At 67.9% G+C, this 13,125-nt stretch carries 16 protein-coding genes; 6 read left to right on the top strand and 10 right to left on the bottom strand.

Annotation, left to right across the window (positions count from 1 at the left end; translation table 11 throughout):
- Positions 1–63 precede the first annotated feature (63 nt).
- The 3 genes from JMT67_RS01385 to JMT67_RS01375 all read left to right on the top strand — a co-directional run bounded on the left by JMT67_RS01385 (position 64) and on the right by JMT67_RS01375 (position 2,545).
- Complete coding sequence (locus tag JMT67_RS01385) at positions 64–1,188, top strand: DUF2336 domain-containing protein (protein ID WP_233455751.1); 1,125 nt, start codon at positions 64–66, stop codon at positions 1,186–1,188.
- A gap of 32 nt (positions 1,189–1,220) precedes the next feature.
- Entirely contained in the window at positions 1,221–2,000 is a 780-nt protein-coding gene (locus tag JMT67_RS01380) for an NAD kinase (protein ID WP_191555511.1), read from the top strand.
- A gap of 68 nt (positions 2,001–2,068) precedes the next feature.
- Complete coding sequence (locus JMT67_RS01375; protein ID WP_182713835.1) at positions 2,069–2,545, top strand: Hpt domain-containing protein; 477 nt, start codon at positions 2,069–2,071, stop codon at positions 2,543–2,545.
- A gap of 31 nt (positions 2,546–2,576) precedes the next feature.
- Here the strand turns inward: JMT67_RS01375 and JMT67_RS01370 are convergent, their stop codons facing one another.
- On the bottom strand, positions 2,577–3,719 hold the full coding sequence (locus JMT67_RS01370; RefSeq protein WP_152949970.1) for a DUF2336 domain-containing protein: 1,143 nt from the start codon (positions 3,717–3,719) through the stop codon (positions 2,577–2,579).
- Positions 3,720–3,829: 110 nt separating this feature from the next.
- The gene (locus JMT67_RS01365) at positions 3,830–4,627 is read right to left on the bottom strand and encodes a transglycosylase SLT domain-containing protein (protein ID WP_054766910.1); all 798 of its coding nucleotides are present in this window, start codon (positions 4,625–4,627) and stop codon (positions 3,830–3,832) included.
- A gap of 180 nt (positions 4,628–4,807) precedes the next feature.
- Between JMT67_RS01365 and JMT67_RS01360 the strand changes: the two genes are divergently transcribed.
- On the top strand, positions 4,808–5,542 hold the full coding sequence (locus JMT67_RS01360; RefSeq protein WP_233455750.1) for a TonB family protein: 735 nt from the start codon (positions 4,808–4,810) through the stop codon (positions 5,540–5,542).
- On the opposite strand, the gene JMT67_RS01355 is transcribed toward JMT67_RS01360, so the two are convergent.
- Entirely contained in the window at positions 5,539–6,573 is a 1,035-nt protein-coding gene (locus JMT67_RS01355; RefSeq protein WP_201462492.1) for an NAD(P)/FAD-dependent oxidoreductase, read from the bottom strand. The genes JMT67_RS01360 and JMT67_RS01355 overlap by 4 nt on opposite strands.
- A gap of 162 nt (positions 6,574–6,735) precedes the next feature.
- On the opposite strand from JMT67_RS01355, the gene JMT67_RS01350 reads away from it, so the two are divergent.
- Together JMT67_RS01350 and JMT67_RS01345 are read left to right on the top strand one after the other, a co-directional pair.
- Positions 6,736–7,662, top strand: coding sequence for an ABC transporter ATP-binding protein (locus tag JMT67_RS01350; RefSeq protein ID WP_191558355.1), 927 nt, complete (start codon positions 6,736–6,738; stop codon positions 7,660–7,662).
- Positions 7,652–8,509 carry an ABC-2 transporter permease gene (locus tag JMT67_RS01345; RefSeq protein WP_201462491.1) on the top strand — a complete coding sequence of 286 codons (858 nt, stop codon included), beginning with the start codon at positions 7,652–7,654 and terminating at the stop codon, positions 8,507–8,509. The genes JMT67_RS01350 and JMT67_RS01345 overlap by 11 nt, the downstream gene beginning before the upstream one ends.
- A gap of 32 nt (positions 8,510–8,541) precedes the next feature.
- On the opposite strand, the gene JMT67_RS01340 is transcribed toward JMT67_RS01345, so the two are convergent.
- The 7 genes from JMT67_RS01340 to JMT67_RS01310 form a co-directional block, all read right to left on the bottom strand.
- The gene (locus tag JMT67_RS01340) at positions 8,542–9,000 is read right to left on the bottom strand and encodes a GNAT family N-acetyltransferase (protein WP_201462490.1); all 459 of its coding nucleotides are present in this window, start codon (positions 8,998–9,000) and stop codon (positions 8,542–8,544) included.
- 94 nt (positions 9,001–9,094) lie between these two features.
- Positions 9,095–9,514, bottom strand: a complete 420-nt coding sequence (gene rplQ, locus JMT67_RS01335) for a 50S ribosomal protein L17 (protein ID WP_054765478.1) — start codon at positions 9,512–9,514, stop codon at positions 9,095–9,097.
- A 107-nt stretch (positions 9,515–9,621) separates the two neighbouring features.
- Positions 9,622–10,641 carry a DNA-directed RNA polymerase subunit alpha gene (locus JMT67_RS01330; RefSeq protein ID WP_054765477.1) on the bottom strand — a complete coding sequence of 340 codons (1,020 nt, stop codon included), beginning with the start codon at positions 10,639–10,641 and terminating at the stop codon, positions 9,622–9,624.
- A 91-nt stretch (positions 10,642–10,732) separates the two neighbouring features.
- Positions 10,733–11,122: a 30S ribosomal protein S11 gene (gene rpsK, locus JMT67_RS01325; RefSeq protein ID WP_054765476.1), complete on the bottom strand. Its 390-nt coding sequence runs from the start codon at positions 11,120–11,122 to the stop codon at positions 10,733–10,735.
- Between the two features lie 14 nt (positions 11,123–11,136).
- A complete protein-coding gene (rpsM, locus tag JMT67_RS01320) occupies positions 11,137–11,505 on the bottom strand; it encodes a 30S ribosomal protein S13 (RefSeq protein ID WP_054766909.1) in 369 nt (122 codons plus the stop codon).
- Positions 11,506–11,781: 276 nt separating this feature from the next.
- Positions 11,782–12,042: an energy transducer TonB gene (locus JMT67_RS01315; RefSeq protein ID WP_201462489.1), complete on the bottom strand. Its 261-nt coding sequence runs from the start codon at positions 12,040–12,042 to the stop codon at positions 11,782–11,784.
- 502 nt (positions 12,043–12,544) lie between these two features.
- Positions 12,545–13,105: an adenylate kinase gene (locus tag JMT67_RS01310; protein WP_054766908.1), complete on the bottom strand. Its 561-nt coding sequence runs from the start codon at positions 13,103–13,105 to the stop codon at positions 12,545–12,547.
- Positions 13,106–13,125 lie beyond the last annotated feature (20 nt).

Genomic DNA, 13,125 nt, shown 5'->3' with positions numbered 1-13,125 from the left:
CCGCGTCTTCATGACCAGGCGTCACAGTTGCAAGCGGTACCTTCCCGCGTCGGAGCCGCCGCCTTGTCCGCTGTCGCCCAGCTCAGATCGCCGTCGCCCGCGCGCGAACCCGCTTTGGATTTGATCGACCTGGCGCGCAGCAAGGCGCCGGACGACCGTCGGCGACTGTTGCTGGGCGTGGTCGCCCTGTGCGAAGCCGCGCCGCCGAACACCGCCCTGGCGCCCGCCCTGGCGGAAATCTTCCTGACCCTGGCCGCCCAGGCCGAGCGGGATATTCGCCGCCTGCTGTCCGAACGCCTCGCCGCAGCGGATTGGGCCCCGCCGGCTCTGATCAACATGCTGGCGCTGGACGAGATCGAGATCGCGGCGCCGGTCATCGCCGCCAGCCCCCTGTTGCAGGACGCGGACCTGATCCGGATCCTGCTGGAGACCACGCTGGAGCATCAGATCGCCGTGGCGCGGCGGCCGCACCTGTCTCATGGGGTCGTAGAGGCGATCGTGGATCAGGCCGATCCCGTGACCATGACGGCCCTGGCGTCGAACCGGACCGCCGACATCAGCGATGCGGCCATGCGTCGTCTGATCGAACATTCCCGCCGCATCGCCGGTCTTCGCGCGCCCCTGACCCGTCACCCCCGCCTGAACGCAGATCTCGCCCATGATCTGTACCAATGGGTCGGACAGGCCCTGCGGCAGTCCATCGGCGAGCGGTTCAAGATCGACGACGCCCGCCTGAACGCAGCGGTTCGGGAGGCGGCGGCCAAGGCGGTGCATTCCCCCACTTGGCGGCCGTTGCAACCCACCGGCCGCAACGCCGATCGCGAGCGGCAAGAGATGGAAAGACGTCTGGTCGACAAGCTTCAGGCGGCCGGCCAACTTCGGCCCGGCATATTAATCCGGGCCTTGCGCGAACAGCGTCTGAGCCTGTTCGAACAGGCCCTGGTGCAACTGGGGGGATTCACGCCGGCTCAGGTGCGCTCCGCCATCCACTCGTCTACTGCGGAACCGCTTTATCTGGCCTGCACCGCGGTCGGACTGGATCGAGCGGTCTTCGCCAATGTGCTGTCGGAAGTCCGCAAACTGACTGACGGACGCCCCGGCGGCGGCTCGTGGAGCGCGACGCCGATGAACAGCCGTTCGGCCGCCCGCGCCTTTCGCCAGATCATGGAGCGCACCGCGATCGTTTGACTTCGCGGTCAAGCTGGGGCTCTCGTTCGGCCGTGACCCAGATCCCGCCCGTTCCCGCCCTGGCCTTCGCCGCCAGCGACCGTCCAGAGGCCCAGGCCGCGCGTCAGGCTCTGATCGCCCGCTACGGCGCCGTGCCGCAAGAACAGGCGGACGTCATCGTCGCCCTGGGCGGCGACGGCCAGATGCTGGAGACCCTGCACGGCAATCTGCGCCGCCGAACGCCCGTCTACGGCATGAACCGGGGCTCGGTCGGCTTTCTGATGAACGACTATGACGAGGACGATCTGATCGCCCGAATCGTCGCCGCCGAACGCACGGTCATCCATCCGCTGCAGATGGACGCCTGGACCGAGGCGGGCGAGGTGCATACGGGCCTGGCCATCAATGAGGTGTCCCTGCTGCGTCAGACGCGACAGAGCGCCAAGCTGAAGATCACGGTGGACGGCAAGGTTCGGTTGGAGGAGCTGTCCTGCGACGGCTGTCTGGTGGCGACGCCGGCTGGATCGACCGCCTACAATCTGTCCGCCCACGGGCCGATCATTCCGCTGGACGCACGCATCCTGGCGCTGACGCCGATCAGCGCCTTCCGGCCCCGGCGTTGGCGGGGCGCTCTTTTGTCCCACGAGGCTCGGGTGCGCTTCGACGTGCTTGAACCGGACAAGAGGCCCGTTTCGGCCACGGCCGACAATTTCGAGGTTCGGCGCGTCGCCAGCGTCGAGGTGCGCGAGCGGCGCGACGTCGCCCTGACCATGCTGTTCGACGCCGGTCGATCCTTCGACGAACGGGTGATGACGGAACAGTTCACCAACTGACGGGCGCCCCCTACACGGCTTCTTAAGAGCGGCCGCTTAGGGTGCGCGCAAACTTCCGGGAGCCCGTCATGAGCGATCCTTCGCACGTCATTCGTCCGCCCAACGCCCTTCGCATGAAGGTCGGCGGCGGTTTCGGCATCAACGCCGACGCCGTTGCGCGGGCCGAAGAAGCCCTGAAGGCCATGGCGGCTCAGTTCGATCAGTGGCTGAAGGACGAGATCGTCAAGCTGGACGCCGCCCAGGCCCGGATTCGCGAAGAGGGCTATACGCCCGAGACGGCCGAAAACCTCTATTTCCGCGCCCACGACCTGAAGGGTTTGGGCACGACCTATGAATATCCGCTGGTCACGCGCATCGCCGGATCGTTGTGCAAGCTGCTGGACGACGCCGGCAAGCGGATGCAGGCGCCGATGACGCTTCTGGACGCCCATATCGACGCCATCCGCGCCGTGGTGCGCGACCAGATCAAGACAGACGAACATCCTGTCGGCCGCACCCTGGCCGAGACCCTGGAAGCCAAGGTCGCCGAATACCGCGCGGCCTGAACCGAGTGGGGCCTGAGCCGGGCGCCGTCGGTCAGGCGGCGCTGGCGGCCGCCGCCGACCCGCGGCTCTGGGGCTGGTCCAACCTTTCCATGAGATAGGCCAGATCCTCACGCAGCACGTTCGGTCGCTGCGTCAGGAAACGCTCCAGCATGCGCTGGCGGAACAGGTCGCTGGAGGTGTCCGCCCCCTCGGAGGACAGGGCCCGCCAGGTGTCCACCCCGGCGCGGAACGCCTGAAACAGGCGCGGCGGCAGACCGGCCCGGTCATAGATCGCCTTCAAGCCCAGGGGACCTGCGTCATGGATCATCAGCCAGGCGCGCTGATGCGGCGTATTGGCCAGTTCCGCCAGACCATGTTCGAACATCGTCATCTGGCCGCGCGCCAGGGCGCGCAGCAGAAGGGAGGCGTTGAGCGACTTGCGAAGGTTCAACTGGGCCATGAAGGCGCCGATGTCCGCACTGGAAGCCGCCTGATCGACCAGATCGACGGTCGCCCGTTCGCGCGCATACTGGGCCAGACGGATCGCCGTCTCGGGCGCCACCGCATGCCGGGCGACCAGATGCTCTCGCACCGTCTCGCTGGCCAGGGCGATCAGCCGCTCGGTCACATGCAGCGGCAGAACCTGGCGATAGGCGACAGCGGTAACCACCTCGGGCGAGGCGGCGAACCGGTCCACGATCACGCCCAAGGCCTGTTCCGACAGATCGGCGTTGTCATTGGCCGCCAGCATTCTCACGGCCTGTTCGCAACCGACATCCGCCAGCACGCCCGCGACGTCGCGCGACACGCGCGGCCGGCCGGCGACCGCGACCTGGCGCACAGGCGAACCGGCGCGGACGATTTCAATAAGATCCTCGTCGCTGAAGACCGGAGAAGCGCTGATCACCGGCAGGGCGATGCTGTCGATATCGGCCGCGAGCCGACGCGCCACGTCGATCGGAAGCAGATCCGACGCCTTCAAGGTCACAGCCATGGCCCGCCGGACCAGTTCGGCTGCATCGTTGGCCAGGAGGCGCAGAATCTTCTGGGCGGCTTCGCGGTCCCGTTCGTCCAGATCGGCGCGATCCATGCTGCGGCACAGCTTATAGGCCGCCTCCGCCCGGTCGTCGTCCTCCGTCGCCTTGATCAGGCGCTGGATATCCGTCTCGGTCAGTCGGGCGCGATAGGCGGTCATGGATGGCTCGTTCGGGAATCGGGCGTCCCCGATACGATCATCCTGCCATGCTTAACGCCCAGTTTACCATCGGGGCGTTTCGGCAGAATTTCCGCCCGCGCAAAACCTGTTTAGGCGCCCTGGGCGTCGTCCGGCGAGAAGGCGCCGCCGAAGCCGCCGCCGGCCGATCCGTCCTGCCCCAGCAACAGGGCCAAGAGCCCCTGATCCTGCTTCAAGCGATCCAGGCGGGCCGCCAGCATCTGGTCCCGGTCGCTGAGTTCCGGCGCCACGGGCCGCTCATCGCCGACGCCCGCCGCCGGCGCCCCGGTCCCGGCCGTGCGTTGCAGATTGGCGTAGACCTCGGCCACGGTGGCCGGCCGCCCGTCCTTGTAGAAGATGCTGCGGTTGGCGCGGGCCGCTTCGGGAAACAGGGCCGCCGCGCTGCCGCCCGGGTTGCGGTCCATGGCCGTCATCAGACTGGCCGCACCCGCCGGTCCCAGAAAATGGGCCGCATAGAGGTCGCCCGCGCCGGGCTCCTTGCCGGTGCGGCCCCGCAGATAGGCGGCGTTCGACGCCGTCAGCTCCGCCGCCATGGTCGAGGCCGCATGCGGATCGAACCGCAGGTCCAGAACCACATTGCGGGCCGAACCCTCGACCCGCCAGCGCCCGTCGGCGCCGCGGTGGATCAGATCGGCGTACTGGCCGTACCCATGCTGGGCGCCGTGCTGTTTGACGGTGGCCAACCAGGTCTGTTCGATGAATTGGAAGAGACCGGCCGCCGATGAGGTCGGCGCCTTGGCCGAAGGATTGAGCGCGCTCTCGCGTCGGGCGGTCTTGACCAGGAAGTCGTAATCGACGCCCACCGCCTGGGACGCGCGCTGAATCGCCGCCTCAACGCCGCCCGAAGATGGAATCGCTCGGATGCCCATAACAGGCGGAGCCTCGTCGAACATGGTTAACCAACCCTTAATCGTTAAGACCGGCTTTAACCGTAAGGTCAAGCTTTCGACCTTCGTCGACCGCTGAAACACCGCCGTAATCCCGCCACAACCTGGGCGCTCACTTTCGGTTACGGGCGCTGCGGGGGCGGTGAACGAGGGAGTGTCGATATGATGATCCGCGCCGCCGGAGGCCCCGGCGCCGTCAACCCCATCGACTATGGGGAACGCAAGAAACCGATGCCGCGCTGGATGCCGGCCGCCATCGGGGTTTCGATCCTGGTCCATGTCGGCATAGGCGTGGCGCTCTACACCCAGCGGTTCGAATTGAAGCCGGAGCCGGTGATCGACGAACTGCCGCATGTGACCGTCAGCCTGGCTCCGCCGGAGCGCAAGCCTGAGCCAGAACCGGTCCAGAAGGTCGCAGCGCCGCCGACGCCCCTCCACCCGCCCCGCAACCCTGCGCCGGCCGATGTCGAGACCGTGGCCTTGACCCCGCCCGAGCCGTCGGCGGTCACGGCTTCACCGGGCCTGCCTGTCATCAGCACGGCGCCCAGCGGGGGCGAGGGCGGAACCGCGACGGTCGAAACCCCCGTCCGCGCCGTCTCCGTCATCAACAACCCCAGCTGGGCCAGCCGCCCCTCGTCCGCCCAGATGGCGCGGGCCTATCCCAGCCGGGCCGCCGAAGACGGCGTTTCGGGCGCGGCCACCCTGTCCTGCCTGGTTCGCATCGACGGCGGCCTGACCGCCTGCCGCGTCGCCGGCGAGACTCCGAACGGCCAAGGCTTCGGTCGGGCGGCTCTCAGCCTGACGCGCGCCTTCCGGATGAACCCTCGCACGGTCGACGGCCGTCCGGTGGATGGGGCGACGGTGAACTTCACCGTCCGCTTCGCAATGGAGGACTAGGTTTCGGCCTGAAATCGCCGAGGATCGAGGGCGTGGGCGTAGGCTTGCGGCGTTCGCCCCTCCATCGCATCGGCGACGACGGCCCCCACCATCGGCCCCAGCAGCCAGCCGTTTCGGCGGGGGGCCAGGGCCAAAAACAGGGCCCTGCCGTCCGGCGCAGGGCCCGCCATCGGCAGGCCGTCTGCCGAAGCGCCTCGCACCCCGACACGCCAGTCGATGTCCAGCGGCGCAGGCGTCCGATCCAGAACGCGCCAGGCGGCCTGGCTCAGCCTTTCGCCCATGGTCCAGTCCGGCGCGGCGTCGCGACGCCCCGGCTCCATCGTCGCGCCGATCACAGTTCCGCCGGCCATCGGCGCCACATAGGCGCCGGGACCGCGCACCACATGATCCGCCAGAGGTTCGCCGGTCACGCCGATCTGGCCGCGAATGGGCTGAACGCCGTCGACCAACCGCCGCGTCGCCTCCGGGGCGCCCTCTATCGCCGCCTCGACCCCCGTCGCCAGCACGACCGCGGCGGCGGACAGGCTGCGTCGGCCCAGTTCGATCGACCAGCCGTCGGCCGTCTGAACCAGGGCCGAGACGCGGTCCTGCACCACAGCGCCGCCTTCAGCTTGCGCCACCGCCTGGGCCAAGGCGCCCAAGGCCTGGCCGGGGTCGATCTGATAATCCTCCTCCGTGATCAGCCGGTCGCCGGTCCGACGCGCCTCAAAACCCAGGGCTTCAAATCGCGCCGCCAGGCCGGCGACGTCCCCGCCGCGCCATTCGGCCGGTCGGCGCGCCAAGGCGACGCCAGCCGCCTCAGCGAAGTCGGGCCACAGGTCGCGTCCGGCGCGGAACAGGGCCGCCGTCTCGGGCGTAACGTCGTCCAGGACAGATTCCATCGCCGGCGCCACCATGCCGGCCGCCACGCTCGACGCATTCGCACCACCCGGGTCGATGACCGTCACCGCATGCCCCCGCCGGGTCAGGCTGAAGGCGGTGCTCAGGCCCAGCACGCCGGCGCCCACGATCACTATGGCAGGGGATGACATCACGCGCCCCAGATCGGCCCAGGCCGCTCAGAATGCAAGCCGCCGCCCTTGGACCTTTGGTCCTAGCCGTGCGCCGGCGCCCGCCGAACCATTGCCTAAACTTAATGGACGACAGCCGCGCGACGCCTTGTGGGAACGCCGTTCTCGCGCCAAGCTCGTCCTATGCAAACCGTCATCGAGATCCGCGGCCTGACCAAGACCTATGGGACGGTGAAGGCCCTGGACGGCCTGACCCTGTCGATCCCGCGGGGCGGCGTCTACGGCATCCTCGGCCCCAACGGCGCCGGCAAGTCGACGCTGTTTCGCACCCTGCTCGGCCTGATCCGCCCGACTGCGGGCGAGGCGACGGTCATGGGCGGCCAGATCGGCGATCCGGCGGCGACGCGGCGGATGGGCTCGATGATCGAGACGCCGCGCTTCCCTCCCTTCATGACCGCGCGTCAGGTCCTGGTCTGGCTGGGCTACGCCCACGGCGGCGTCGCGTCTTCGGACATTGAGGCCTGGCTGAAGCGAGTGGGCTTGGCCGAGGCGGCGGATCGGCGGGTGCGCGGCTTCTCGGTCGGCATGCTGCAACGCCTGGGCGTCGCCGCCGCCCTGATGACCAAGCCGGACCTCGTCATTCTGGACGAACCGACCAGCGGCATGGACCCGCCCGGCATCCAGGAGATGCGCGCCCTGATCCGCAGCCTGGCCGACGACGACGGCGTCACCGTCATCCTGGCTAGCCACCAGCTTCAGGAGGTCCAGCGCGTCTGCGATCGCGTCGCCATCTTCAACAAGGGCAAGGTGATCACCGAAGGCCGGGTTTCGGACCTGACGGCCTCAGGCGAACGTCTGCGCCTTTCGGCCACCCCGCTCGCCAAGGCCATGGGGGTGCTGGGCGACAAGGCGACGCTGGACGGCGACGCCCTGATCGCCGCTCTAACCCGCGCCGAGACGCCGGCGGCCATCCGCGCCTTGGTCGAGGCCGGGGTCGATATCGAAGAGGCCCGCTGGATCGGCGCCGACCTGGAAGACGTCTTCATGAGCGAAACCGGCTGGACCGGCGTACAGGGCGCGCCCGACAAGGGGACCGATCATGCTGGTTGATGCGCTGAAATCCGAGGCCTATCGCGTCTCGCGGAACCGGACGACGCTCTTCTTCAGCATCCTGCTGACGCCGCTGCTGTTCGTCTTCGGCGGGCTGGCCTACCAGATCATGACCAAGGCCAAGGGCGACGCACTGGCTGCCAAGGCCAATCTGCCCGCGACCTTGGGCAATCAGCCCGTCAATCTGGCCGAGGCCTTCGGCTTTGCGGCCGGCAACGGCGCCAACGGCGTGTTGCTGGTCTTCATGTTGCTGGCGGCGGCGGCGGTCTACGCCGGCGACTACCGCTGGGAGACCTGGCGACTGATCAGCGCTCGCAACGGCCGACCCTGGCTGATCCTGGGCAAGATCGGGGTGATGAAAGTCTTGGCCATGATCGCCATGCTGGCCATGCTGATCGCCGCCTTCATCTTCTTCATCACACAGGCCCTGGTGGCCGGACGGCCGATGAGCTTCGACCTGTCCGACTTCGACCTGGTTCAGTTCCTTCTGACCTGGCTTCTGTCCTACATCCGGATCGTTCAATACGGCCTCATCGCCCTACTGGCGGCGGTCGTCAGCCGGTCCCTGCTGGCGACCCTGTTCGCCCCCTGGGCTCTGGGTTTCGCCCAGACCATCCTCGGGGGACCGCTGCTGCCCATTCTCGGCTGGGAGCCGAGTGACTGGGCCGCGCAATTGCTGCTGCCCGGCTTGGCCTATGACACTTTGAAAGCCGCCCTCGCTCCCGGCCCCATGCCCTTGCCCGAGGGCGTGGTCATGAAGGCGGTGGTCAGCCTGGTCCTGTGGTGCGTCGCGCCGGTCGCAGCCTCTATCGCCTGGTTCCAGCGTCAGGATCTGTCGAAGGAATAGGCGGAGGCGGGCTGAAGCCCCCCTGACAGCCGTTAGAGCCGCTTCTCCATGAAGACGTCGGCGCGGGCGTAGGGGGTCGGGCGGGGCGGCAGGTGGATGAAGCCGAAGCTCTCGTACAGGGCGATGGCCGGCTTCAGGGCGCTGTTGGTCTCGAGGTACAGATGCGTCGCCTTGGCCGCGCGGGCCGCCGCCTCGCAGGCCTCCAGCAGACGCCGCGCCAGGCCCAGGCCGCGCGCGGCGGGCGTCACCGTCATCTTTGACACCTCGAACCCGTCCGGAATACGGATCAGGGCGCAGCAGCCGACCGCCTCCCCGCCCCGCTCGGCGATGAAGATCCGGCCGCCGCCGGCGATGAAGACCCCGTGCGGATCGTCGATGGAGCGCCGGTCCTTGGCCTCGACGGCGAAGCCGCCCTCGGCCAGCCAAGCCTCATTCAGACGGGCCCAGGCGGCGGCGTGGTCAGGGCGGAAATCGACGATCGCGACAGACATGGCCGCCTCTTGCCCGATCGCCACGCAAAGCAAAAGGGCGACCGGATCGCTCCGGCCGCCCTTTCGCGGTTCAGTCTCGTCAGAGACGAAAGGCTTAAGCCTCGTCGTCGCCTTCATAGGCCAGGACCGGACCGGAGTCCTTGCCCTTGGCTTCGACGTCGCGATCGACGAACTCGATCACGGCCATCGGGGCGTTGTCGCCGTGGCGGAAGCCGGCCTTCATGATCCGGATGTAGCCGCCGTTGCGTTCGGCGTAGCGCGGGCCGATCGTTTCGAACAGCTTGCCGACCTGCGGCACGTCGCGGACCTGGCTGATGGCCTGACGACGCGCGTGCAGGTCGCCCTTCTTGGCCAGGGTGACCAGCTTCTCGACGAAGGGACGCAGTTCCTTCGCCTTGGGCAGGGTCGTGGTGATTTGCTCGTGCTTGATCAGCGAGGCGGCCATGTTGGCGAACATGGCGGTGCGGTGGCTGGTCGTGCGACCGAGTTTACGATGGGCGGCGCCGTGGCGCATCAGGGTCTCTCCTACTCCGAACCCGGTATCTCCTGGGGAGACCTAGGCTCGTAATCTTCTAACCGCCCCGACATTCTCCCCGAGAGGAGACGGGCGGAGGGTTGAACTTAGATCTGGTCGTCGAACTTCTTGGCCAGATCTTCGATGTTTTCGGGCGGCCAGTTCGGCACGTCCATGCCGAGGCTGAGCCCCATGGTCGCGAGAACTTCCTTGATCTCGTTCAGCGACTTGCGGCCGAAGTTCGGGGTGCGAAGCATTTCGCCCTCGGTCTTCTGGATCAGGTCGCCGATGTAGACGATGTTGTCGTTCTTCAGGCAGTTGGCCGAACGGACCGACAGCTCCAGCTCGTCCACCTTCTTCAGCAGGGCCGGGTTGAAGGGCAGGTCGGGCTTGCCGTCCGACTGCTCGACAGCCTTCTTGGGCTCTTCGAAGGTGATGAAGATCTGGAGCTGGTCTTGTAGGATGCGCGCGGCGTAAGCCACAGCGTCAACCGGCGTGACCGCGCCGTTGGTTTCGACTTCCAGCAGCAGCTTGTCGTAGTCCAGCGACTGGCCCTGACGGGTCGGCTCGACGCGATAGGCCACCTTCTTGACCGGCGAGTACAGGGCGTCGACGGCGATCAGGCCGATCGGCGCGTCTTCCGGACGGTTGAACTCGGCCGCCACATAGCCCTTGCCGTTCTGGACGGTCAGCTCCATGCGGATCGAGGCGCCGTCGTCCAGGGTGCAGATGACGTGATCGGGGTTCAGAACCTCGATGTCCGCCGGCACGTCGATCTGGCCGGCCGTCACCACGCCGGGGCCCGTCGCGCGCAGGGTCATGCGCTTGGGGCCTTCGGCGTGCATGCGCAGCGCCAGTTGCTTGATGTTCAGAACGATGTCGACCACGTCTTCGCGCACGCCTTCCAGCGACGAGAATTCGTGAACCACGCCGTCGATCTGGATCGCCGTCACCGCCGCGCCTTGCAGCGAGGACAGCAGAACGCGACGAAGGGCGTTGCCGAGCGTCACACCGAAGCCGCGCTCCAGAGGCTCGGCCACCAGACGCGCCTTACGCTGGGCGTCGGAACCGATCTCGATCTGCGGCTTCTCGGGACGGATCAGCTCTTGCCAGTTTCTTTCGATCATTTTGTCCCTCGAACGGGTTTCGTCGGCTCCGGCCTTGTCGACGAGGCCATGGTGGAGCCGACGGAGATGGGGGTGCTTTAGGCGGTGTCGCTTAGACGCGACGACGCTTGGGCGGACGGCAGCCGTTGTGCGGCATCGGGGTGACGTCGCGGATGGTGGTGATCGTCAGACCGACGGCCTGCAGGGCGCGCAGGGCCGACTCACGGCCGGAGCCCGGACCCGAGACGTTGACTTCCAGCGTCTTCAAGCCGTGTTCCTGTGCCTTCTTGCCGGCGTCCTCGGCCGCCATCTGGGCGGCGTACGGGGTGGACTTACGCGAGCCCTTGAAACCCATGTGGCCGGCCGACGACCAGGAAATCGCATTCCCTTGCGCGTCGGTGATGGTCACCATGGTGTTGTTGAAGCTGGCGTTCACGTGGGCGACGCCCGAGGTGATGTTCTTGCGTTCGCGGCGCTTTACGCGACCCGGTTCCTTGGCCATCGGTCAGCTCTCTCTTACTTCTTCTTGCCGGCGATCGGCTTGGCCGGACCCTTGCGGGTGCGAGCATTGGTGTGGGTGCGCTGACCGCGGACCGGCAGGCCCTTGCGGTGACGCAGGCCGCGATAGCAGGCCAGGTCCATCAGACGCTTGATGTTCATCGAGGTTTCGCGGCGCAGGTCGCCCTCGACCGTATAGTCGCGGTCGATGGTCTCGCGGATCGACAGGACTTCGGCGTCCGTCAGCTGGTTCACCCGGCGGGCGGCTTCGATGCCGACCTTTTCGGTGATGTCCTTGGCGGCGGCCGGGCCGATGCCGTGGATGTACTGAAGCGCGATTTCAACGCGCTTGTTGGTCGGGATATTGACGCCAGCGATACGGGCCACGAAATTCTCCAGATACGCGTTATTCAGACGCAACAAACGCTCCGGTTAACAAACCAGGAGCGTGGCGCCCTTCGCGGGAAGGCGCCCTTATACAGATGATTCACCGGGCGTCAACGGCTGCGCGCAACCCTGCCGGCCAGACTTTTTCGGTCCACCGCCTAAACCGTCACTCAGACCCGCCTCGAACGGCGGCGATCAGCCTCTGTGCATCAATGTTGAACGCCGCAACCGGGTTCCGGTCAAGGGGCTTAGGCCGCCACCCTGCGAAGCGGTGGATCAGCGACGCGGGGGAATGCCGAAGTCGACGCCCACCGTCACCTGCTGCCCCTCGAGGGGACGCCCGTTCTCGGTCGGCGGCTGGAAACGGAAATAGTCGGCCACAGCCAGTCCCGCCGCCCCGAAGCCCAGGCCGACAGGGGTCTCCTCCACCACGCGACAGGCTTCCAGCCGGCTGTCTAACCGGATGCGGCAAGACAGTTCGACTCGGCCGTAGCGGCTGCGGGCCTGGCGCGGGTGGTTGGCGCGGACCTGGGCCATGGACGGCCCCGTGATCAGGCGCGGCCCCGTCGAGCCGCTGCCCGGCCCGGACCCCGCGCCGACGCCGGAACCCGCGCCGGTCCCCTGGCCGCCCTGACCCAACCCGGGTTCCGGCGAGGGGGAAGGCGCGACGCCCACGACTGGGGCGGGCTGGGGCGCCGGCTTCGACGGCGACGGCAGTTCGCGCGGGCGATCTGGCTGCGGCTTGGGCGGCGTGTGAATGCGCGAGGGCGCGGCCGGCGCCCCCCGCCTCGGGCGCAGAGGGGCGCTCCAGGATCGGCGGCGGCGTATCATAGAGCAGCACCTCGAACGGCGGGGGGCCGTCCGCCATGGGGGCCGGGGGCCGGCCCTTCACCTGTCCCAGCATCAGGATCAGGGCGATTTCGGCGGCGGCGACCCCGCCGAAGACGGCGAAGGCGCGCCAGCGTCTGCGGGCGCGCCTTCTGTCAGACTGGATCTCGGTTTCAGGCATCCGTTCCCAAACGCCCGAAAACGACTTGGGTCACGCCAGGGCTTCGTCGATCGCCTTGGCGACGGACTCGATCGAGCCCATGCCGTCCGCCTCGGTCAACTTGCCCTGGGCTTCATAATAGGGAAGCAGCGGGGCGGTGTTGCGGTTGTAGGCGTCCAGACGGACCGCGAAGGTCTCCGGATTGTCATCCGGGCGGCCCTGTTCGGCGTAGCGTTTGGCGATCCGCTCCAGCAGGGCGGCGTCGTCGACCTTCAGCCGGACCACGGCGTCGATCTGGGCGCCGCGCTTGGCCAGCATGGCGTCCAGGGCTTCGGCCTGGGCTACGGTGCGGGGGAAGCCGTCGAAGATGGCGCCCCCGGCGGCCTCGGCCTCCGGCAGACGATCCTCGATCAGGGCGATGACGATTTCGTCCGTCACCAGATCGCCGCGCGCCAGCACGTCCTTGACCTTGAGGCCCAGCTCCGAGCCCGAGGCGATGGCGGCCCGAAGCATGTCGCCGGTGGAGAGCTGGATCATGCCCTTCTCTTCCACCAGCCGCTTGGCCTGGGTCCCCTTGCCCGCCGCCGGCGGTCCAAACAGGATCAAGTTCACGCGCAAGTCCTCCCCAGGCG

Origin of the sequence: Brevundimonas aurantiaca (assembly GCF_904830995.1) — a bacterium.
GTDB classification, from domain to species: domain Bacteria; phylum Pseudomonadota; class Alphaproteobacteria; order Caulobacterales; family Caulobacteraceae; genus Brevundimonas; species Brevundimonas aurantiaca.
Note: the sequence above shows the minus strand (reverse complement) of the source record. Positions and strands in the feature narration are given on the sequence as shown.

What these genes read in the sequence shown, in the direction of transcription:
- JMT67_RS01375 (WP_182713835.1), top strand. Translation starts at nt 2,069, where the DNA reads ATGAGCGATCCTTCGCACGTCATTCGTCCGCCCAACGCCCTTCGCATG.
- JMT67_RS01370 (WP_152949970.1), bottom strand. Translation starts at nt 3,719, where the DNA reads ATGACCGCCTATCGCGCCCGACTGACCGAGACGGATATCCAGCGCCTG.
- JMT67_RS01365 (WP_054766910.1), bottom strand. Translation starts at nt 4,627, where the DNA reads ATGGGCATCCGAGCGATTCCATCTTCGGGCGGCGTTGAGGCGGCGATT.
- JMT67_RS01360 (WP_233455750.1), top strand. Translation starts at nt 4,808, where the DNA reads ATGATGATCCGCGCCGCCGGAGGCCCCGGCGCCGTCAACCCCATCGAC.
- JMT67_RS01355 (WP_201462492.1), bottom strand. Translation starts at nt 6,573, where the DNA reads ATGTCATCCCCTGCCATAGTGATCGTGGGCGCCGGCGTGCTGGGCCTG.
- JMT67_RS01350 (WP_191558355.1), top strand. Translation starts at nt 6,736, where the DNA reads ATGCAAACCGTCATCGAGATCCGCGGCCTGACCAAGACCTATGGGACG.
- JMT67_RS01345 (WP_201462491.1), top strand. Translation starts at nt 7,652, where the DNA reads ATGCTGGTTGATGCGCTGAAATCCGAGGCCTATCGCGTCTCGCGGAAC.
- JMT67_RS01340 (WP_201462490.1), bottom strand. Translation starts at nt 9,000, where the DNA reads ATGTCTGTCGCGATCGTCGATTTCCGCCCTGACCACGCCGCCGCCTGG.
- rplQ (WP_054765478.1), bottom strand. Translation starts at nt 9,514, where the DNA reads ATGCGCCACGGCGCCGCCCATCGTAAACTCGGTCGCACGACCAGCCAC.
- JMT67_RS01330 (WP_054765477.1), bottom strand. Translation starts at nt 10,641, where the DNA reads ATGATCGAAAGAAACTGGCAAGAGCTGATCCGTCCCGAGAAGCCGCAG.
- rpsK (WP_054765476.1), bottom strand. Translation starts at nt 11,122, where the DNA reads ATGGCCAAGGAACCGGGTCGCGTAAAGCGCCGCGAACGCAAGAACATC.
- JMT67_RS01315 (WP_201462489.1), bottom strand. Translation starts at nt 12,042, where the DNA reads ATGGCCCAGGTCCGCGCCAACCACCCGCGCCAGGCCCGCAGCCGCTAC.